Origin of the sequence: Sporosarcina sp. P19, from assembly GCF_002743165.1 — a bacterium.
GTDB classification, from domain to species: Bacteria; Bacillota; Bacilli; order Bacillales_A; family Planococcaceae; genus Sporosarcina; species Sporosarcina ureae.
In genome coordinates, this window is the sequence record NZ_PDYR01000001.1 from 144872 (window position 1) to 167080 (window position 22209).

The window sequence follows — 22209 nt, forward strand, 5'->3', positions numbered from 1 at the left end:
TTTACACGTCCTTTCGATCATGAATACGGATAAAGACATCATCCAAGCTAGATTTTCGTACTTCAAAAGACGAAATAAACGATTGGTATTTAGTAAGTATAGGAATGGCTGCTATCGTACTCGGTAAGTCGATTGTGTATCCACCCGTTTCTTCTTGAAACTCCACTTGATCATGTTGAAAATGTGTGCGCAATGCAGTGTGATCGGTCGTCGTAATAAATAAGCGGTCTGCAGAGTATTGCTGTTTTAACTCTACTGGAGTTCCTTTGGCAATGATCCGGCCTTCTTTTATGACGATAACGAAATCCGAATTGGCGGCCTCTTCTATATAATGTGTCGTCAGAAAAACGGTCATGCCATGCTCTTTTTGTAAGTGTCCGATCATTTTCCAGATTTGCTGACGACTTTGTGGATCGAGTCCTGTTGTCGGTTCATCGAGCAGCAAAATCTTGGGTTGATGGAGAAGGGCACGAGCGATATCGACTCTTCGCTTCTGGCCGCCAGATAATTTGCCGTATCGTCGCTTTAAGATGGAATGAATATCTACAATTTCAGCGCAGCGCTGTATGGCTGCTAGCCGTTCCTGCGTTGTCATTCCATATAATTGTGCACGTATTTCCAAGTTCTCTTGCACAGACAACAGCGGGTCTAGCAAGCTTTCTTGGAATACGACTCCGATCTCTTTCCGAATTACTTCATCCTCTTTACCAACCGTAAATCCGTTGACCGTGACGGAGCCGCTGTCTGGTTGGAGTGCGGTTAAAATAATAGATATCACTGTCGATTTACCGGCGCCGTTTGTTCCAAGAAATGAAAATAGACTTCCTTTCGTTACATAGAAACTCATATCGTCAACAGCATTCACATGACCGAACGATTTACTCACATTCTCCACTTCAATAATCGTTTGCATCTTGATTCCTCCTCTGCAAGATCGTGTGATTTATTTTTAACTCGTCTGCTTTATTGTGTAAATAAATCAGTACAATAACAGATCCATACGCAATAAACCCCACCAGTACAGCCGTCACTACGTTATACAGCCCGAAAGGATATAAGTCGAAAAACGCACCAGCTACGATCATCACAGTCATGACACAGCTAGCTTCAAGCACATACACCCATATCGGATTCTCTATTGGTAATTGATGTGAAAGAAAAATAAGAATCGTAATAATGATAGAAATGACTAGCATGGAAAGAGTCATGTGTTCTGTCAGTGGAGGATAGATTCCAAGAAACCGGAATAGAGAATAGACGATCGTGCTGAATGTAAATGCGAAGCAAGCCCCGCTTATATAGAGTAAAAGATTTTTCAACTGCTTCACCTCATCCTAGGAAATGCTTTCGAAATATTTTTGCGTAATGACGATTCACGATTACCATTTCACCATTTTCTAAAATTGCTTCAAATCGCCCATTCAATAACGCACGAACACTTACAATTTTGGATGTATTCACCATCATATGTTTACTGATCCGCAGAAATCGCGTATCTTTCAATTGATTCTCAAATTCATAAAGCCGCAGTTCGCTTTCATAGACGTTATCCTGTGTGTATAAAAAGGATGCATTGTCTACTGTCTCGATATATAGAACATCACTGGATTGTATAGAATACACAGCGTCATCTTTTGTAACTGTAAAGCTATACATCATCTGATTGATCTGACGTATGAGACGGGATAAGCGCTCATCCACTTCAGGACATCTAATGGTGATTTCAATTTCCTGAAATTCATTGGATTCTTCAATTTTCAGCCGTATGGTCATCACCTCTATTCATTGTTCATGGCTGAATCGTATCATGGGGTTGGAAATCGAACAATGGCTTTTGTAGTGACCTGCATGTAGAGGGGGCTTAGTTGCATAAACAGCTATTGCTGTTCCATTAAGTTGCCTGTCATAGGAGTAAGGGATGTAAGGCGTTATGAACGAACTGCACTGAGTACAAGTTTTCCTAGCGTGAAAGTCTTAGAATTGTGTAGTCTGTTAGTCACTGTCTTAACGTGAAGTAAAGATAACGACATGCAATTTATCAATCGACTGTTGAAAGATAGTTAGTTTCGGTATAATCAAGAGAGAAGAAGCGTGTAAGTTCGCAAAGGAGTGAAGCACGATGCAAAGTTATATCGTGATGCAAGGACGTACATACGATGAAGAGAAAGAATTGGGTGTGCTTTGGTCATTACAGCAAGACAGTATAGGCAATGTTCATCATTTTTGGGAACGGATGAAAGAAGTATGCGAAGGTGATCGCATCTTTCATTATGTAAAAGGGGACATTGTCGCAATTAGTGTGGCGAAGTCAAGTTACCGTGAGGAACGAAAGCCATCGATAATTCCGTTGTCAGACAGTGAGAATGCCAAAGGGTACTTAGTGGAAGTGGAGTATCACGAACTCGATCAACCGTTAACGATTGTGGATTGTTTAGATGAACTACTACCATTATTGCCGATTAAGTATTCTGCGTTTCAAGAGAACGGTAATGGAAATCAAGGCTATCTCTTCCCGTGCAATGAAGAACTAACTATTAAATTAGTAGAGTTGATTGCGGATTTGAATATTTACGAAATCGATGAGGAACAATTGGAGTTTGTTATGGGCACTGTTCAGAAGACGGAGCATGATTTCCTCATTCCAGTACTTGCTGAAACCGAATCGGAAACGAAAACAAAAGTGCGAATGGGCCATCAGCGTTTCCGCAACGAGCTCATGCAACTATGGAATGATCAGTGCGCGCTATGCGATATCGAGTTACCGGAATTATTGCAAGCTAGCTACGCTAAACCATGGAAAGATTGCACGAACAACGAACGCATCGATCCAAACAACGGCATACTTCTCTGTCGCAATCATGATGCGCTCTATCATAACGGCTTCATTGCGTTTGACGGAACAGGCAAGATACATATTTCATATAGAATTCCTGAAGGGGATTACGAGAAGTATGGATTGCACAGCAAGATGAGAGTGAATCGAACGGAGAAGAACAAGCCGTATTTGAAATGGCATAAGAAGCATATGTTTAAAGAGTAAACCTACCGTCACGCCAAATATTCAGTCCGTGATCGGATAGAAGTGCTCCAGTTTCGTTCAATTCATCATACTTCATCTGCAGCCCTTGCAAAACTTGGTGAGTTTACCCTCTTTTTGTAGTATGATGCATAGAGAGAGTGAATTCGATAACATATTGTGCGGAGGTACGACATGAACTATGGTGATCCGTTAAGAGATAAAAACGTAGAACGAGATACGACGATTTATAATAGCGAAGGTTTTGACAGACGAGGCTTTAATAAGTTTGGTTATGACCGTCATGGGTTTAATGAACAAGGATTTAATGCCAGTGGTTTTGATAAGTATGGCTTTGATGCACAGGGCTTTGACAAAAATGGCTATAATAATCAAGGGTATGACAAAGAAGGATTTAGGGCCACGGGCTATAATAAAGCCGGCTTTGATCGAACGGGTTATGATCGTTATGGTTATGACGCAGACGGGTATAATAAAAGCGGTTATAACGTCCAAGGCTATGACAGAGAAGGTTATAAAGCGGATGGTTTCAATCGACAGGGCTTTCACAAGAATGGCTATAACAGAGACGGTTATGATATCCATGGTTTTAACCGTGCGGGTTTCAACAAGCAAGGTTATGACAAGTATGGTTTTAATAAATACGGTGTGAGTGCCCAAGGTTATGGAACGGATGGATTTAATAAGCTAGGTTACGATAAGAATGGTTTTAATCGCCAGGGCTATAATAAATTCGGCTATGACGAAAGAGGATTCAATCGTGATCGCAAGCATATGAACGGCACGATGTATGATGGAAAAGGCTTTGATTTTCAAGGCGTTCATCTAAATAACAGTCCGTTCGATGATCACGGCTTTGATCAAGCAGGCTTTGATGCACAAGGTTTCAATAAAAGAGGATACAATCGTGAAGGCTTTACACGCGATGGTGCACATATTAGCGAGAAGACGTATGATGCAGCGGGTTATGATCAGCACGGTTACAATCGAGATGGCTTTGACCGAGCAGGATACGATGCATCAGGCTTAAATTCGCTTGGCTATGATTCGGAAGGCTATGATGCACAAGGTTTTAATAAACATGGCTTGGATCGTGAAGGCTATAATCGCGATGGTTTTAATAAAGCAGGGGTCGATCGAGAAGGTTTCGGAAAGAATGGCCGAAATCGCCAAGGTTATGATAAAAAAGGTTTTAATTTGCAAGGTTATGATAAAAATGGTTTTAATAAAGAAGGCTACAACCGATTCGGCTATGATCGATATGGTTTTAATCGGGATGGCAAGCATGCGAATGGTACGAAGTATGATACAAAAGGGTTCGACTGCAATGGCTTTACTCCTCAAGGTATCCACCGAAATGGAACGAACCAAGATGATGAAGGGTATGATAAGTCGGGCTATGATGAAGACCGCTATGACCGAAAAGGCTTTAATAAGTTAGGCTACAATAGAAATGGTTATGATAAATACGGTTATGATAAAGCAGGATTTAGAGCGGATTCGAAGTAAAGCAATCCGATATTAAATGGGGAACATCTAGAAGGTTAAAGTGACCCTTTAACTTTCTAGGTGTTTTTTATTGGGGATTATGCAGTCTGAAAGAATTATATTTTCTATTGTGAATAGTGAGATGATGTTCATAGACGATGGATTGTGTATCATTCTTACCATTTTGCTGTTTGCATTTGTTTCGTATTAAATTAAGAGGGAGTATATATTCCCCCTTAATTTATGAATCTGTATAGAGCTAGTTTCAAAGGCGTAGTTGAAGAATAAACAGGACTATACAATCGGTAGATTTAATATGTTTCGGTTGTGTATTTCTGCAATACTTTTACATGGAGATGACGGCATAATACTTAGTAAGTATGTAGTGGCGATCTTGTTGTGTTGATGACGTAGAGAAAAGAGAAGTAAAGACAGTTGGTGTCGAGTGTAATAATAGATATAAAGATATCCCCAAGTTCTTGGGGGAACTTATCAAGATATCGTTTTTAGTCAATCAAATCAGCTTTCTAAGTCTTCTAAACAAATCCATTCCATAGGTTTTATAAAATACGTATTAAAAGGATTTTTGAAACGACTTTTAAATAATACTTTCGATATTCCTGATTGATTAAAGATCTTAGTGCAGTTATCACAAGGTTCCAATGTCACATAAGCAATAGCACCTTTTAAATCATCCTTATTAGAAACATTCAATACTGCATTCGTCTCAGCGTGAATTTGCCTCATACAACGGCCATCCTCAGACATGATGTGCCCAGCCTCGCTACAAGGTTTATACTCTGGAATCGTCGCATTCCAGCCTGAAGAAATAATAGCGCCGTCTTTCACAATGACACAGCCAACGTGAAGAAGATTACAAGTAGCATGTACAGCAACTTTTTCTGCTTCATTGATAAATTGCATATCTCGTTCTGTAATCAATTACAACGTTCCCCCTCTAAAGGTCATCTCATTTAAGAATAAGATTTATGTTTCTTTAAATATTCCACGAGACTTGACTCATTAAGAATATTTACCATTACTTCTGGCATTTTTGCACCCTGATAAGATTTATTATTCGCATGATTTTTCACGGTGCCTTCTTGAACATTGACTTCAATCATATCCCCTTTATTAATTTGGAAATCTTTTAGTTCAACTAAAGGCAGGCCGATATTTATAGCGTTCCGGAAGAAGATTCTTGCGAAAGATTCAGCAATTACGACGGAAATACCAGCCGTCTTCAAGGCCAATGGTGCTTGTTCGCGAGATGAGCCACATCCAAAATTTTCTCCGGCAACTAGAATATCTCCTTCTTGAACAATTTTGTGGAATTCAGGATCTACATCCTCTAATACATGATCAGCGAGTTTTTGCATATCTAATGTTTTCGTATATTTGCCAGGAATGATTCGATCTGTATCAATATTATCACCGTATACATGTGCTATTCCTTTTAAATTCATAATAATGAATACCTCCTTAGTTAGTTGCTGCAGGATTTACGATTTTTCCATTTAAAGCTGCCATTGCGACGAAGGCAGGAGATCCTAAATAAACATTTGAATTCCTATTCCCCATTCTACCTTGGAAGTTACGGTTTGTAGAAGAAGCTACATTTTCAGCATTTCCCGGAATTCCCTGGTGCGTACCTACGCATGGTCCGCATCCTGAAGGTAGGAATGTTGCCCCTGCTGCAGAAAGTGTTTCTACTGTACCGTCTGCGAGTGCTTCTTGGAACACTTGTCTTGAAGCGGGTGCAATGATTAATCGAACTTTTGGATGTACTTTTTTGTCTTTCAAAATTTCAGCGGCTGCCTGTAAGTCTTCTAGTCTTCCATTTGTACAGCTTCCAATAAATGCTTGTTGAATCGGTATATCCAATAACTCAGAAATTCCTTTAACGTTATCCGGTGAATGTGGCACTGCAATTTGTGGTTCCAGTTGTGAAACATCAAATTCTAAAACTTGAGAGTACACCGCATCTACGTCTGGGGTGACTGCTTCAAATTCGTATGGAAGTTCTAATCCTTTCAAGTCGACAAATCCTGCTTTTGCTCCCATTTCAATGACCATATTGGACATTGTTAATCGGCTGTCTAGGCTCATCATTTCAATTGCTTCGCCTGTAAATTCAATCGCTTGATATGTTGCACCTTGAATTCCGATTTTACCTACAATATGTAGGATTAAATCCTTTGCAACTACACCATCCGGTAATTTTCCATTTAGAATAATTTTGATTGTTTCTGGAACTTTAAGCCATGTCTGCCCTGTCAGCATCGCACCAGCTAAATCAGTAGAACCAACGCCGGTAGCAAATGCACCGACAGCTCCATATGTGCATGTGTGTGAATCCGCGCCTAAAACAAGATGTCCTGGCTTTACGTGGTGATTATCAATAATCAGCTGATGACAAATCCCATCACCGACATCATAAAGTTTCACGTTCTGTTTTTCTGCGAAATCGCGAATCAGGTCATGTAGAACAGCAATTCCTTCATTTGGAGCAGGGGATGCATGATCGATAACCAGTACCATCTTTTCATTATCCCATACTTTGGTTCCACCCATATTTTCAAATGCCTTAATCGTTAGTGGACCTGTAGTGTCAGTAGCCATCACTAGATCGACATCGACGATAGCTATATCCCCTACAATTGGTTCTTGCTTAGAATGATTGGAAATGATTTTTTGAATAATAGTTTTCCCCATAATTAATCCCTCGCCCTTCTAGTAGTAAGTATTATCATAATTTAATACTTTAACATTAAAAAATGTATCGCCTTTCATTCGTTCCACATTGTGGAACGTGTTCTAAAAACTCGTTTATACATATATACTAATAAAAAGGAGTATGAATTGTCAAATAATTTTTATTGATAATAAGATATTAAATTATCTTTAGAAATATATTTCTTATAAGAGCGAGAATGACCAAAGAATAACGTGAATAAATCTTATATTAGATATGTGTAAGCTAACTGCCACTAAACTTTTAAGTACACCCATTTAAATCCCATGTTTTTTAAAAAAACAATAAATTTATAAGTCTATGTATGTGTACTAGAATTTATTAAGCACTTGGAAAAGATGATTAAATATTTTTATATATGATAGTTTTACCATTTTTATAATTGTCAGAACTTTGTATTGACTTTATAAAATAAAAGATGCTAAGATGTCACTATATTTAAAACGCGTTCCACATTGTGAATTAGGAGGTGTTTGAATTAAAATATTTACAGACAGTAGCTAAGTATGCCTTTTCATTTTCTCTCGATGATATTCCTAAAGATGTGAACTTGAAAGCAAAGCTGATCATCCTAGATTCACTTGGTGTGATTGTAGCCGGTAATAACAATGCGCGAGAGTCTGAACCGTCAAAAGCTTCAAATACATTTGCAAGTTTTCAGTCACCGATTTCCGCTGAAAAAGGATATGTGATTGGAACCGATAAGGTTACAGACTATAAAACTGCAGCCCTGTTGAACGGTATTGCATTGGTAGCTGAAGAGTTGGACGAAGGTAATCAATTCGCTAAAGGCCATCCAGCTTGTCATTTTTTTTCAGGTTTACTTGCGCTGACTTCTCAAAACAACAGGTCTGGTAAAGAGTTTTTAGAATCTTTTATAGTAAATTATGAAATAGGCGCGAGGATGGGTGCGGCTGTAAAACAGAAAGAGTCCATTCATCCACACGGTAATTGGGGCATTTTTGCAAACGGTTTCAGTGTTGGAAAGTTATTAGGATGGAAAAATACCGAAGAGTATATTCGAGCGGCTATGTTAAGTACTAGTCTTAGTATGCCAACCTTATGGCAGTCGGTTTCGGAAGGGCACCAAGTTCGTAATGTGATTGTCGGTCTAAATAATTTACATACGGTTTTATTGCCGGGCTTGGTCACAGCTGGTTTCAGCGCTACTAATCTTACACCTAAGATATTGTTTGAAGAAGTTCTCGCTGACGGTTTTGTAAGTGCTTTCCTTGATAAGGATTTGGGAAACTTCTATTACTTAGAGAAAACCTATTTTAAGTTTTATCCATATTGTAGATTCTGTCATTCTTCAATAGACGCGGCACTCAGTTTAGTAGGAAATACGTCATTGGATGATATTAAACGTATCGACATCAAAACCTATAAGTCGGCAGCTAAGCTAAAAGCACAAGAAGTGCAATACGATTTTGAAGGTAAGTTTTCCATTCCTTTCTCTGTAGCAAGTGAGCTATCAATTAAACAGAACCCTTTAATAGATGAAACCAGTAAGAAACTACAAATCAAAGATCTAATGCGGAAAGTATATGTAGTGGAGGATGAAGACCTAACAGCATTACTTCCTACTGAAAGATATACTGCGATGAACATAGAGTTTTGGGATCAAGAATCGAGAAGTATTGTTCTGAAAAGAGCAACTGGAGATCCCGATGAAGAAAATCTTGAACGGAAAGTGTTGGAAAAATTCAAAAGAAATGTCTTACCTCTATTAGGAATTGAACGTACGCAACAAATTATTGATTCTATCTATAGTTTGGAAAAAATTAATGATTTTAATGCGTTTATAAAACTATTTCACCGAACTACTTCAGGATGAGAAATGAGGTTAAGATTATGTGGGATGCAGAAGTTGATGTTGCTATTGCGGGAGCTGGAGGATGCGGACTAGTAGCTGCATTGACAGTAGCAGAAAGAGGTCTTCAGGTAGCGGTTTTTGAAAAGACAGACTTTATTCTAGGAAATACAGCCGCCAGCGCAGGAATGATTCCGGCTGCTGGTACAAGATTTCAAAGAGAGATAGGGATTCAAGAAACGCCAGAGGAAATGGCGGACGATATATTAAAAAAGAATCATCAGGAAAGCAATCCAGAATTGACACTGGCGCTAAGTAAAGTGTCTGGACCATTGGTAGAGTGGATGAACGATAACCTGGATATGCAGTTCAGCCTTGTAACAGAATTTAAATATCCGGGTCAACGAAATTTAAGGATGCATGCACCACCAACTAGGTCAGGTTTGGAACTGATGAAAAAACTAAAAAAAGCGGCAAATGATAAAGATAATATTTATTTAATGCTGAAATCTCAAGTGGAAAAGTTAATACTTGGTGATAAAGGTGAAGTGATTGGTATAGATGTACAAACTACAGATGGTATTCAACGTATCAAAGCGAAAAAGGTTATTTTGGCAACTAATGGATTCGGCGGCAATACTTCAATGGTTAAGAAGTTTATACCTGAAATTTCGGATGCATTATATTTTGGTTATGAAGCTAATACCGGGGAAGGAATTGAAATGGCGCTGGAGATTGGAGCAGGCATTTCCAATATGACTGCCTATCAAGGGCATGCGGCTGTAAATGAGGCTACCGGCTTATTAGTAACATGGGGAACGATCATGTCTGGCGGCTTTATGGTCAATCAAGACGGTGAACGGTTTGGAAATGAAGCGCAAGGTTATTCCGAATTTGCTTTAGAAGTAGTAAAACAAGAAGTACAAAGTGGCTACATCATCATTGACCAATATATCTATCAGAATCTCTTAACAATTGAAGACTTTAAAAAACTAGATGAAATAGATGCATTCAAGTCATCAGATAGTATTGAAGATTTGGCAGTTAAGTTAGGTATTAATGTAAAAGGCTTAAAACAAACATGTAATGCTTTTCAAGAAAACGAGCAAGGTAGCCCAGATCAATTTGGAAGAACAGACTTTCCTAAACAATTAAAAGGTAAGTTATTTGGGATTAAAGTAAGTCCGGCGCTATTCCATACTCAAGGCGGTCTGAATGTTAATGAACATGCACAAGTAGTGAATGTGCAAGGCAATGTCATAGAAAATCTATATGCTGGTGGTGGAACAGCGGTAGGAGTTTCAGGAAGACATGCATACGGCTATATGTCAGGAAACGGACTTCTTGCGGCACTCGGATTCGGAAGAATTGCAGGAGACCATGCAGTACATATGATACAAAAGAAAGGGATGGAGTAAACATGACACGAATTTGGGAAGATGCACTTACTGAAACAGATAGAATAGTAATTAAAAAAGGTGGATACGGAAAAAGTAGAGGATTAGGAAAGAAGCCACTATTAGTAATTATTGACGCACAGCACAATTATATTGGTGCAGATTTGCCTATTCAAGATCAATTGACAGAATGGCCAAGTGGTGGTGGTAGCTTGGCATGGGAAGGGATTCGAAAAATTAAGAAGCTAAAAGAAGTTGCAAAAGAAAATGGAATCCCGGTTCTATATACAAGGAACGTCCAAAAGAAAACAACTAAATTTGACTCATTTGCTACAAAAACAAAAAGAGATAATACAAAATATTTAGATGGTAATCCAGCATCAGATATTGTGATGGAAATAGCGCCAGACGAGGATGACTTGGTTGTAGATAAGAGTTATGCAAGCGCTTTCTTTGGTACGCCGTTGATCAGCTATCTTATAAAGATGGACGTGGATACATTAATCATTGTAGGTGGTTCAACAAGTGGCTGTGTAAGAGCGACTGCAGTTGATGCAGTGACACATAACTTTAATGTAGCAGTTGTAGAAGATGCAGTATTTGACAGAATAGAATTATCGCATAAAGCCGGTCTCTTAGATTTATGGATGAAGTATTGTGATGTAGAGAAAGTAGATAAAATTATGGATTATATGAAATCGCTCTAATTATCAAGTGTAAAGGAGGATATATATGCTGGATTTGTTAATTAAGAACGGAACTGCAGTTGTTCCGAGACAAGGTTTGAAAGAAGTAAATATCGGGATTCGCGACGGGAAAATAGTGGGAATATATGAATTACGTCAATCAATGGAAGCAAGAGAAAATATAGATGTACAAGGATTACATATCTTCCCAGGGTTAATTGATGCTCATCAACATTTAGGTATCTATAACTCAACTGAATTTGATTTTAAAGATACTAAACAACATGCAGTTGGTGGTGTTACGACGGTAGTGAATTATGACCGACAGCCAGTGAGCTATTTAGAGTATTTCCCGAAAGTAAAAGAAATCGGCGAGAAAAATAGTTATATTGATTTCACTTACAGTCTTGGGATTTTGAAAGAGCAACATCTAGATGAGCTAGAAGAATTAGTAGAAACGTATGGGTTAACGTCTTTTAAGTTCTTCCGCAATTATGAGCGTCAATTAAACGGTAAATTTAGTATTGAAGATGGAATTAATCTATCCAGCTATGATTTAAAAAGAATTTTGGAAAAGTTCAAGTCAATCTCTTCTAAACTAATGCTTTCAGTACACTGTGAAAATATGGATGTCAATCGAAAGCTGACCCAAGAATTAAAAGATTCGGGTGAAGATGATGGACTAGTAACTTGGTCAAAAACGAGTCCAGGATATGCTGAAGCAGAATCACTTTTGAGTACTCTCTATATTAATCATGTAGTGGGCGGAAATCTATTTATAGTTCATTTGAGTTCTGCTGAAAGTATGGAAGTTCTCGAAAAGACACCATGGTTACATGAGAAGGGAGTGAAAGTAGAAACTTGTCCGCATTATCTGGTATTTAATGAAGATCATGAAATAGGAATGAAAGCTAAAGTAGGACCACCTGTGCATACGGAAAATGACTCGAATCGTTTATGGGAAGGTATTCGCAATGGGACTATTAACGCCATAGGAACAGACCATGTGCCGAACTATTTAAAAGATAAATTAGGTGACAAAGGTGGCGTTTGGGAAACGCAATTTGGGTTCCCGAGTATGGGCACACTTCTTCAGGTCATGTTGACAGAAGGATATGAGAAGCGTGATATTCCATTGGAGCGCATCGCGGATATTACTTCGTTGCAGCTGGCTGAGTCATATAACTTGGAGTATAAAGGCAGAATTGAAGTTGGTGCAGATGCAGATTTTGCTATTGTAGATCTAAAGAAACGTAAAACTGTAACAATGGATCAATTACATTCCTTATCCGATTACAATGTCTATGAAGGAATGGATTTAATAGGATGGCCTGTATACACAATCAGTCGTGGGGAAGTCATCGTCAAAGATGGTGTCCCTACAATGGAAAGTGGTAGAGGAAAGTACGTTAGAAGATCAATTTAACAACATGTAGTTAAAATAGGGGGGATGCAAAATGAAGAAGACATTATTAGCTTTAAGTATGGCAGTATCATTAGTTTTTGTTGCAGCTTGTGGAGAAGAAAGTGGTACTGCAGGTGGCGGGAATGAAGGGAAAAATGTTGTGAAAATCGGTTCACTTCATCCATTAAGTGGTGGTTTAGCATTAGAAGGTCAGGAAATGTTAGATGGAGTCAAACTAGCAGTAGAAGAAGCAAATGAAGCTGGTGGTATCGAATCGATGGATGGTGCGAAAATCGAGCTAGTGGAAAGTGATCACGAAGGTTTGCCTGAAAAAGGAGTATCAGAAGTACAGAAACTCAACACAGCAAAAGTAGCTGGAATTATTGGAACATATTCAAGTGGTGTTGCACTTCCTGCTACTCAAGAAGCAGAACGTAATGGTATTCCGTTTATAGTGGATATCGGTTCAGCAGATGATATTACAGAGCGCGGTTTTAAATACACATTCCGGTTACAACCGGCTGCAACATCTTTCTCGAAGGACTTTTTGAAATACTTCGAGGATTTAAATAAAAAAACTGATAAACCTCTTGAAACAGCTGTTCTAGTTTACGAGGATAGTGTTTTCGGTTCAAGTATTTCCAAAGCAATCAAAGAAAACGCAGACGATTATGGGTTGAAAATCCTTGGAGATTTACCGCACTCGGCTTCTAGTGCAGATCTTTCTTCTACCATTAATAAGATTAGCTCTCTTAAGCCTGATGTAGTTATTACTACGACATATCTTAGGGATGGTGCAATGCTCGTAGAAGGAATACAAAGTACAAAATTTGTTCCAAAAGCAATTATTGGAGTAGCAAATGGCGCATTTAGTAACGCTGGTTTTATTACAGATGAGAAAGCTGAAAACCAGAATATTATGGACGTAAACTATACAATTAATCCTAAAAGTGAAACTGCAGCTAAAGTAAAAGAAGCTTACAAAGAAAAATACAATAAAAACTTAGGACCAAATGCAGCTTATTCTTACATGGCAGCAAAAGTTCTAATAGACGCAATTGAGCGCGCGGGTACAAATGATCGTGAAAAAGTAATGGAAGCGTTAAAAGAAACAAATTATGAAGAGCATATACTTCCTCAAGAAGCTATCCAGTTTGATGAAAAGGGCCAAAATATTGGTGCACGTGCTGTATTGAATCAAATAGATGGTCATGAATCAAAAGTAGTATATCCGGAAGAGTTTGCAGAACAAGAAGTCGTATATCCTGCAAATTGATAATGGAGGAACAAGAGTAGAGTCTACTCTTGTTCCACATTTCTTGAAGAGGAGGAAAACAAATGTCAGGTGGATTGTTTATTCAGTCACTAATTGATGGCTTACTGATGGGTGGTATTTATAGTCTAGTTGCAATCGGACTTACCATTATATTTGGAGTAATGAAAATAATTAACTTTGCACAAGGTGCATTAATGATGTTAGGAATGTATGTTACATACTGGTTATATGCAATAGCTGGGCTTAACCCATATTTATCAATTCCAATAAGTGCAATTGTATTATTTGTAGTTGGAGTAGCTATACAAAAAACTATTCTTTCTAAAATGATGGATGCACCTGAACATAACCAGTTGTTAGTTACATTAGGTATTATGTTATTTATCGAAAACTTCGCATTGATTCTATTTAAACCGGATTTTAGAAGTGTAACTGTTGAAGGAATGCCAAAGACAATCTCATTATTATCTATTAATATTGGAACAGGGAAACTAATTGCTTTCTTATTTGCAATAGGTTTGACAGCTTTACTATTTTGGTTCTTGAAACATACATTTTTAGGTAAAGCAATCCGAGCAACATCTATTAACAGACAAGGCGCTGCACTCATTGGGATTAATACAAAGAGAATTAATTATATAGCGTTTGGCTTAGGATCAGCTTTAGCTGCAATTGCCGGTACATTGATGACTCCATTTTTCTATACATCACCTGATGTAGGAAGCGCCTTCATACTCAAAGCTTTTGTTGTAGTTGTTTTAGGTGGACTTGGTAATGTATTGGGTGCATTGATAGGAGGACTCGTAATTGGAGTAGCCGAATCGCTTGGCGGAGCTGTTTTACCAGGAAGTCTAAAAGAATTAATGACGTATTTGATTTTCATTCTAGTATTGCTATTTAGGCCAAATGGGATATTTGGGGGGAAATCTAAATGAAAAAGTCCATGATTATTATAGCATCCGCGCTCATCCTATTACTTGTTTTTCCTTTATTTATAGAAAGTCAGTATATTATGCATATTGCTATACTTATTTTGTACTATTCACTTGTAAGTCAGGCGTGGAATATACTAAGCGGATATTCAGGTCAATTCTCATTTGGACATGCGGCGTTTTTTGGAACAGGTGCTTATACCTCATCAATTTTATTAACAAAATATGCAATAACACCTTGGATTGGTATGCTAATAGGAGCAGCTATTGCTTGTATTATAGGATTATTCATCGGTTTCTTATCTTTCCGATACAAACTGCGTGGAGCTTATTTTGCTTTAGGAACATTAGCTTTTGCGGAAATGTTACGTATTTTTGTTCAAAACACAGAGTTTTTTAATAAAACTTTAGGTGTCTTGATCACAATCAATCCAGATCCACTTATGTTCCAATTTGCTTCAAGAACAGGTTACTACTATACAATTTTAGTATTCACCATATTAGCTACCTTAATTGTATATTTGATAAGCAAATCCAGACTGGGTTATAACTTGGTCGCTATTAGGGAAAATGAAGAAGCAGCCCAGTCATTAGGCGTGAATACATTCAAAAATAAAATGACAGCAATTGCTTTGAGTTCTGCGATTACAGCTATTGGTGGCACGTTTTATGCACAGTATTTCTTATATATCGAACCATCTACAACGTTTGGGAATGATGTCTCCGTAGATATTTTATTACCCGCAATTATTGGTGGAATGGGAACCGTGTTCGGTCCTTTCATTGGAGCTTTGGTTATAGTGCCATTGGGAGAATTGACAGCGCATTTCTTTGGGGGGTTTGCAGGAGCTCATTTGATGGCTTATGGAGTTATTTTAGTTGTAGTCATTCTCTACTTGCCAGGAGGAATTGTTGGATGGTACCAAGATCGCGTCAAAAAAAGAAAAGTGAAAAGAGGTACGTAATATGGTCCTTTTAAAACTAGAGAAAGTAACCAAAAAATTCTCGGGTCTTGTTGCAGTAAATAATATTGATCTTACATTGAATGAAGGTGAGATACTTGGTTTGATAGGTCCAAATGGTGCTGGGAAAACGACTTTGTTTCACTCAATCTGCGGATTTCATAGACCTGAAGATGGGATTATTGAGTTTGAAACAGGCGATATTTGCGGAATGAAACCCGAGTATATATGTAAACAAGGGATAGCTCGTACGTTCCAGGTTGTACAACCTTTTGGGAACCTAACATTACTAGAAAATGTAATCGTTGGTGCTTTCAATACAGTGCATAAATACGATGATGCTGAAAAAATAGCTATGAAGCAGCTCGAATATATGGGAATGGCCCATAAAGCAGATACGGTCATGAAAGATTTAACTTTTGCTGAACAGAAGAAGGTAGAAGTGGCACGGGCACTTGCGACAAAGCCAAAGTTGCTGTTCTTAGACGAGGTTATGTCAGGACTCAATCCATCTGAAGTGAATGAATTTATTGAGTTAATAAAAGATATTCGTAATCAAGGAATTACAGTATTCTTTATTGAACACTTGATGTCAGCGGTTATGGCATTATCAGATCGTGTAGTGGTTATGCATCTCGGAGAGAAAATTGCCGAGGGAAAACCTGAAGAAGTGACGAAGGATCCAAAAGTAATAGAAGCTTACCTTGGGGAGGAAATCGTATGATAGAAGTAAAAAACCTACAGGCGGGTTATGGAAATATAAAAATTTTACGTGACATCTCTTTCGAAGTAAAAAAAGGTGAAGTTGTAAGTATACTTGGTACCAATGGCGCTGGGAAAACAACTACCCTGCGGGCTATTTCAGGAATACTTCCAATTTGGTCAGGAGAAATATACTTTGACGGGAAACCTATCCATAATTCGACACCTGAACAAATTGTAAAAAGTGGTCTTGTGCAAGTACCTGAAGACCGAAAACTATTTACAGACATGACAGTGCAAGAAAATTTGGAATTAGGTGCATTCATTCCAAATGCGCGAAAACATCTTACGAGAAATTTGGATTATTGTTATGAATTGTTTCCTATCTTAAAAGATCGTAAGTCACAAGTCGTGGGTACAATGAGTGGTGGTCAGCAGCAAATGGTAGCCATAGGTAGAGCATTAATGGCTGAACCAAAGTTGTTGATCTTAGATGAACCTTCCATAGGGTTATCCCCATTGCTCACAAAACAAGTATTTGATATTATTTCTGAAGTAAAAGAAAACGGCGTTACTATATTGTTGGTCGAGCAAAATGTTAATCAAGCGCTACGACTTGCTGATCGTGGATACGTGATTGAGAATGGTGAGATTGTTATAGAAGGAAATGCGAATGATCTATTAAATGATGAGAACTTGAAGGCATCCTATTTAGGGATTACTAAGTAAATATATTTCCTGTATTAAATAGTAAGGAGGCAAAGTGACTGTGATTAAATCTTTTCATAAAATGTTTGAAATCCTTTCCTTGTTTACGATGGAACGGACCAGTTTAGCTATAAGTGAAATAGAAGAAGCCCTCAATATTCCTAAAAGTACGATTTTTAGAATCTTGAATACGTTAGAAAATGGTGGATTTATCACTAAAAACCCAGAGAATCACCGTTATTCATTAGGTGCTGAATTCTTTCGACTTGGAAGTATCTTTAATTGCCAATTAGATTTTCGTTCAGTTGCATTGCCTTTCATGAAAGAGTTGGCGAAAGAATCGTCTGAAACAATTGAGCTAAATATTATTGATGATTTAAGTAGAGTGTGTATAGAAAAAATCGACAGTACGTTAGCTGTACGAAACTTTGTCAGAGTTGGGGATCGACATCCTATTCATTTAGGTGCTTCAGGAAAAATCCTTTTGGCGAATCTTCCCGATAATGAGATGGAAGAGAAAGTACTTCGAATTGAAAAGGAACTGGGAAAACCACAGAAGAAGTTAAGGGAGGACCTCATACGAATTCGGGAACATGGTTATACTTTTACAAAAGGTGAAAGGGTACCAGGGAGTTTTGCTATAGCCGCTCCTTTGTTTGATGTATATGGCGAGACTATCGGTAGCATTACATTAGCAGGACCTATCCAGCGTTTATCCGAAGAGCGCGAAAGTTTCCTCATTAACTTACTGATAAATTCTGCAAAAGATATATCTAAAAATCTAGGCTATTCATACTCTAAATAATTTTTCAGGAGAGATTCTATGGAAATGTTTATCCAAAGGGTGACTGACTACTCTTTTGAAGATATAGATCAGACAACAATGGAATCCGCAAAAAAAGTACTAATCGATACAATAGGTGCAATGATTATAGGTGTCTACGATTCAAGTACAGAGCGGCTTCTGGACGAAGTTGAACCAATGAATCCAGGTACATATCAAATTATTGGTACGAAAAAGACAGTTAATTTAAATTCGGCTGCTTTCATTCATGGTGTAGCGACGGTCGCTGTGGAGCTTGATGAAGGTAATCAGTTTAGTAAAGGTCATCCAGCAGCTCATATCGTTCCAGCAATGCTTACGTATGTACAAACAAAAAAGGAATACTCAGGAAGGGATTTTGTCTATAATCTCATAAGATCCTATGAAGTATGTTCGCGCTTTGGCAGAGCAACCACGTTATTGTCAGACGCGCATGCACATGGGACTTGGGGGGTTGCCGGATCTGCAGCGAGTATTTTATTTATGGATGACGTTTCGGTAAGAGAAATGTTGGATGGTTTAAATATCAGTGCTTCATTTGCAATGCCGACCATGTGGAATGCTGCAATTGAGGGAGCATTCATCCGTAATGTCTACGTTGGGCAATCAATTGAATCTGGTATAAAAGTCGCTTCACTATTGAAAGCAGGCTATTATGCGCCAAAGCATAATATGGAATATGTGTTCAGTCAAGTTATTGGTAGAGATTTCGACCTTGCCTCTTTTAATAGTTCTAGTAATTCTGATTGGGATATCAATCGTAATTATTTTAAAACGCATGCATTTTGTCGTTATGTACATGCACCATTGGATGCTTTTAAAATGATTGTAAAAGAACATGATATACAACCATCAGATATAAAAAGCGTTACTGTCACTACCTACACGAGAGCTTCTACTCTTGATAGTAGGGAATGTGGTAACACTTTGTCCGCAAAATTCAGTATCCCCTATGCATTATCAATATGGCTGCATAAAAAAAAGACTGATCAAACAGTTTTTAATGAAAATATTCTAGATGAACTAGCAATTAAAGAAACAGCTAAAAAGATACAAGTAGTTCAATCAGACGAATTTGACAGGGATTATCCTTCAATTATGCCAGTTGAAATATTGGTAACTTTGCACTCTGGAGAATCGTTAAGACAACGACTTGACAATGCAAATGGCGCGCCAGGAAGCCAGATGACTAGACAGGATATTATTGATAAATTTAAAAGTAATACAAGCCCGTTCATCTCGTCTCCCAGACAGGATGAAATTATTGACTGGATTACTGATATAGAAAATAAAGACAATATGGACGACCTACTAAATTATCTTTATATCTAACATAATTTTAACAAATAAAAAATGTAGGAACTATGCAGACGGGGGGAGTTTGTCCATGCTATATGAGATGAGTAAGTTAAATGAAAGTGACAAATACCGCCTATTAACAAGCTGTATCGTACCTAGACCTATTGCATGGGTAACTACTATAGACACCCAAGGAATTGTAAACGCGGCTCCATTCAGCTTTTTCACTGGTGTCTCGATAGAGCCTCCTTTAGTAATTTTTGCAGTTGAAAGAAGAAAAGGCGAGAAGAAAGATACAATCGTCAATATTGAAAACACAAAGGAATTTGTGATTAATTTAGTAACTGAAAAGACTGTTAAGCAAATGAATGAAACTTCACCAGATTACGAGCCTGAAATCGATGAAATGCAAAGTGCTAAGTTAACACCTATTCGATCTCATTTTGTTAAGCCTCCATCTATCAAAGAGTCTCCCATTCATTTAGAGTGCACGCTGGACCAAGTAATTGAAATCGGATCATCTCCACATAGCTTAGTAATAGGAAAAGTAGAATATATTACAGTGGAGGACGAATTGATTGATGATGACAGAATCTCTATGAAGGATTTGCAAGCTGTAGGGCGTCTGGGTGGCAAGTGGTATACCGAAACAACAAGTCTATTTGAGTTGGATCGATTGGACTGGAGAAAGAAAGAAGTATAAAAATGGAGGTATGTGCAATGAAGAATCAAACAGAAAAAAAGGGTCCATTGGATGGTATTCGTATATTGGATCTTTCCACAATGATTGCAGCGCCTTATGGAGCAACATTGCTAGGTGACTTTGGTGCGGAAGTGATAAAAATTGAAATGCCGGGTAAAGGTGATACGCTTCGAGGGATGGGACCGTTTAAGGGTGATGAACCTTTACGTTGGCCAACGATGGCAAGAAATAAAAAGTCATTAACTTTAGATTTGCACGATGAAGCAGGTCAGAACATTTTGAAGCAGTTGGTTGCTAAATCTGATGTTGTCATAGAAAATTTCCGACCAGGAACACTTGAAAACTGGAATGTAGGATATGAAGACCTGAAAAAAGTGAATGATAACTTAATTATGATTCGTGTTACAGGTTATGGACAAACAGGACCTTACTCACATAAAGCTGGTTTTGGTACTCCTGCTACTGCATTTAGTGGGTTTACATATTTACATGGTTTTACTGATCGTCCGCCGATTAGTCCTTCATTTTCATTGGTTGATTACATCACAGGTATTCATGTAGCGTTTGCTACTACTACGGCGCTATATCACCGTGATGCGACAGAGGATGGGGTTGGACAGTATGTAGATATGGGCTTATATGAGACTGTTTTTAGAATGATGGAATTCCTAGTAACGGATTATGACCAAAACGGTATCATAAAAGAACGTTCCCCAGGTCTAAGTGGACATTCAAGTCCAGCCGGCACTTTTCAAACGAAAGATGGTCATTGGGTTGTTCTAGTAACTAGTTCTGACCGTACATTTGACCGTCTTGCAGAAGCAATGGATCGAAAAGATATGCTAACAGATGAGCGTTTTCATACAAATGCCGTTCGTCTACAGCATTTTGAACTAACGAATGGGATTGTGGCGGATTGGGTAAAGACGAAAAATCGAGACGAACTGCAAAAGCACTTGGATGATTTTGGTGTTCCAATTAGTCCTATCAATAGTATTGAAGATATTTTTAACGACCAACAATTTAAGGCTAGAGAAAACATTGTAGAAGTGGAGCACCCGAGGCTAGGGAAAATGAAAATGCCAGGTATTGTTCCGAAGTTTTCTGAAACACCAGGTTCTATTCGAAATATTGGTCCTGACTTGGGCGCGAACAATGAAGAAGTACTAATAGAAATCATAGGTTTAACGGAAGAAGAAATTGAGGATTTGAAGAACAAAAAGATTATTTAAGGAGCGATCTATTAATGGGCGACATTAAAGAAGTAAGGATTACTGAAGTTAGTCCGCGAGATGGTTTCCAAAGCATTTCTCAATTCATACCTACAGAAGAAAAAATAAAAATTCTTAATCGCATTATTAATTTAGGATTTCCACAAGTAGAGGTAACATCATTTGTACATCCAAAAGCCGTACCACAAATGAAAGATGCAGATGAAGTATTGCGTGGAATCGATCGTCCTGAAGGTGTATTATTGCGTGCATTAGTGCCTAATCTGAGAGGATTGGATAGAGCAATTGAAGCAAAAGTGGATAAGGCAAAACTTATGCTTTCCGCGACAGACGCACACAGCTTGCATAATGCCAATGCGAAAACGTTTGATGCAATGCGAGACTTTCATCTGCTCGTTGACAGGTCGCAAGGAACGACTGTACATGTGAGTGGTTCAATATCAGTAGCATTTGGATGTCCTTATGAAGGGGATGTTCCGATTGACCGTCATATTGAAATATGCGATCGATATGAACAATATGGTATTACTGAAATTTCATTGGCAGATACAACAGGTATGGCGAATCCTGAAAGTATTAAACGTATCATCCATGGCTTAAAGGAGAAATTTCCACACTTCAAATTTTCACTTCATTTACACAATACAAGAGGTATGGCATTTGCGAATGCGGTAGCCGGTTACCAAGAAGGAATTGTCGATTTTGACAGTGCATTAGCTGGGTTAGGTGGATGTCCTTATGCACCAAATGCAAGTGGGAATATTGCAACGGAAGATATAGTTCACGGCTTTGAAGAAATGGGAATCCATACGAATCTAGATTTGGATGCTATCATAACTGAAGCACGAACATTAGAAACAAACTTTCCGAGCTATTCTAACAGCTTTATTCTGAAAGCTGGTAAATGTTCAGATCTCCATATTGCACCTGGTAAACAACAAAAACTAGGTGATTAATCTTATGTAGAACTAGAAACCTTTCTGATAGTATA

22 protein-coding genes are annotated in these 22209 nt (G+C 38.1%); 16 read left to right on the forward strand and 6 right to left on the reverse strand.

All coding sequences use genetic code 11. The annotated features are described in order from the left end of the window. Position 1: 1 nt before the first annotated feature. Genes CSV74_RS00715 through CSV74_RS00725 form a run of 3 tightly spaced genes read right to left on the reverse strand, consistent with a single transcriptional unit; the run spans position 2 to position 1773 of the window. Positions 2-913 carry an ABC transporter ATP-binding protein gene (locus CSV74_RS00715; protein WP_099690237.1) on the reverse strand — a complete coding sequence of 304 codons (912 nt, stop codon included), beginning with the start codon at positions 911-913 and terminating at the stop codon, positions 2-4. After that, positions 897-1319, reverse strand: coding sequence for a DUF3021 family protein (locus tag CSV74_RS00720; RefSeq protein ID WP_099690238.1), 423 nt, complete (start codon positions 1317-1319; stop codon positions 897-899). The genes CSV74_RS00715 and CSV74_RS00720 overlap by 17 nt, the downstream gene beginning before the upstream one ends. 10 nt (positions 1320-1329) lie before the next feature. Beyond that, a complete protein-coding gene (locus tag CSV74_RS00725; protein ID WP_099690239.1) occupies positions 1330-1773 on the reverse strand; it encodes a LytTR family DNA-binding domain-containing protein in 444 nt (147 codons plus the stop codon). Positions 1774-2119: 346 nt separating this feature from the next. Here CSV74_RS00725 and CSV74_RS00730 point away from each other — a divergent pair, with 346 nt between their 5' ends. Both CSV74_RS00730 and CSV74_RS16745 read left to right on the forward strand, forming a co-directional pair. Next, positions 2120-3040 (forward strand): HNH endonuclease, encoded by a 921-nt coding sequence (locus tag CSV74_RS00730; RefSeq protein ID WP_099690240.1) that lies wholly within the window; start codon positions 2120-2122, stop codon positions 3038-3040. Positions 3041-3211: 171 nt separating this feature from the next. Beyond that, positions 3212-4546 carry a hypothetical protein gene (locus CSV74_RS16745; RefSeq protein WP_029054481.1) on the forward strand — a complete coding sequence of 445 codons (1335 nt, stop codon included), beginning with the start codon at positions 3212-3214 and terminating at the stop codon, positions 4544-4546. 498 nt (positions 4547-5044) lie between these two features. Here CSV74_RS16745 and CSV74_RS00745 read toward each other — a convergent pair whose 3' ends face one another. From CSV74_RS00745 to CSV74_RS00755, 3 genes are read right to left on the reverse strand one after another with little or no spacing between them, the layout of a single operon-like run. Then, positions 5045-5467, reverse strand: a complete 423-nt coding sequence (locus CSV74_RS00745; protein ID WP_099690241.1) for a deoxycytidylate deaminase — start codon at positions 5465-5467, stop codon at positions 5045-5047. A 32-nt stretch (positions 5468-5499) separates the two neighbouring features. After that, positions 5500-5991: a 3-isopropylmalate dehydratase small subunit gene (locus CSV74_RS00750; RefSeq protein WP_099690242.1), complete on the reverse strand. Its 492-nt coding sequence runs from the start codon at positions 5989-5991 to the stop codon at positions 5500-5502. Between the two features lie 16 nt (positions 5992-6007). Further along, positions 6008-7240, reverse strand: coding sequence for a 3-isopropylmalate dehydratase large subunit (locus CSV74_RS00755; protein WP_099690243.1), 1233 nt, complete (start codon positions 7238-7240; stop codon positions 6008-6010). A 509-nt stretch (positions 7241-7749) separates the two neighbouring features. On the opposite strand from CSV74_RS00755, the gene CSV74_RS00760 reads away from it, so the two are divergent. From CSV74_RS00760 to CSV74_RS00825, 14 genes are all read left to right on the forward strand, one after another. Continuing rightward, on the forward strand, positions 7750-9117 hold the full coding sequence (locus tag CSV74_RS00760; protein WP_099690244.1) for an MmgE/PrpD family protein: 1368 nt from the start codon (positions 7750-7752) through the stop codon (positions 9115-9117). Between the two features lie 17 nt (positions 9118-9134). Continuing rightward, entirely contained in the window at positions 9135-10511 is a 1377-nt protein-coding gene (locus CSV74_RS00765; protein ID WP_158231722.1) for an FAD-dependent oxidoreductase, read from the forward strand. Between the two features lie 2 nt (positions 10512-10513). Next, complete coding sequence (locus tag CSV74_RS00770; protein WP_099690246.1) at positions 10514-11197, forward strand: isochorismatase family protein; 684 nt, start codon at positions 10514-10516, stop codon at positions 11195-11197. 25 nt (positions 11198-11222) lie between these two features. Then, on the forward strand, positions 11223-12602 hold the full coding sequence (locus CSV74_RS00775; protein WP_099690247.1) for a dihydroorotase: 1380 nt from the start codon (positions 11223-11225) through the stop codon (positions 12600-12602). A gap of 31 nt (positions 12603-12633) precedes the next feature. Further along, a complete protein-coding gene (locus CSV74_RS00780; RefSeq protein ID WP_099690248.1) occupies positions 12634-13857 on the forward strand; it encodes an ABC transporter substrate-binding protein in 1224 nt (407 codons plus the stop codon). Between the two features lie 62 nt (positions 13858-13919). Next, on the forward strand, positions 13920-14792 hold the full coding sequence (locus CSV74_RS00785) for a branched-chain amino acid ABC transporter permease (protein ID WP_099690249.1): 873 nt from the start codon (positions 13920-13922) through the stop codon (positions 14790-14792). Beyond that, entirely contained in the window at positions 14789-15754 is a 966-nt protein-coding gene (locus CSV74_RS00790) for a branched-chain amino acid ABC transporter permease (RefSeq protein WP_099690250.1), read from the forward strand. Before CSV74_RS00785 ends, CSV74_RS00790 begins: the two co-directional genes overlap by 4 nt. A gap of 1 nt (position 15755) precedes the next feature. Beyond that, entirely contained in the window at positions 15756-16475 is a 720-nt protein-coding gene (locus CSV74_RS00795; protein ID WP_099690251.1) for an ABC transporter ATP-binding protein, read from the forward strand. After that, positions 16472-17182: an ABC transporter ATP-binding protein gene (locus tag CSV74_RS00800; RefSeq protein WP_099690252.1), complete on the forward strand. Its 711-nt coding sequence runs from the start codon at positions 16472-16474 to the stop codon at positions 17180-17182. Before CSV74_RS00795 ends, CSV74_RS00800 begins: the two co-directional genes overlap by 4 nt. Positions 17183-17222: 40 nt before the next feature. Next, complete coding sequence (locus CSV74_RS00805; RefSeq protein WP_099690253.1) at positions 17223-17966, forward strand: IclR family transcriptional regulator; 744 nt, start codon at positions 17223-17225, stop codon at positions 17964-17966. Between the two features lie 18 nt (positions 17967-17984). Beyond that, on the forward strand, positions 17985-19316 hold the full coding sequence (locus CSV74_RS00810; RefSeq protein ID WP_099690254.1) for an MmgE/PrpD family protein: 1332 nt from the start codon (positions 17985-17987) through the stop codon (positions 19314-19316). 55 nt (positions 19317-19371) lie between these two features. Beyond that, on the forward strand, positions 19372-19986 hold the full coding sequence (locus tag CSV74_RS00815; protein WP_099690255.1) for a flavin reductase family protein: 615 nt from the start codon (positions 19372-19374) through the stop codon (positions 19984-19986). A gap of 17 nt (positions 19987-20003) precedes the next feature. After that, entirely contained in the window at positions 20004-21218 is a 1215-nt protein-coding gene (locus CSV74_RS00820) for a CaiB/BaiF CoA transferase family protein (RefSeq protein WP_099690256.1), read from the forward strand. Positions 21219-21232: 14 nt separating this feature from the next. Then, complete coding sequence (locus CSV74_RS00825; protein WP_099690257.1) at positions 21233-22174, forward strand: hydroxymethylglutaryl-CoA lyase; 942 nt, start codon at positions 21233-21235, stop codon at positions 22172-22174. Positions 22175-22209: the final 35 nt, after the last annotated feature.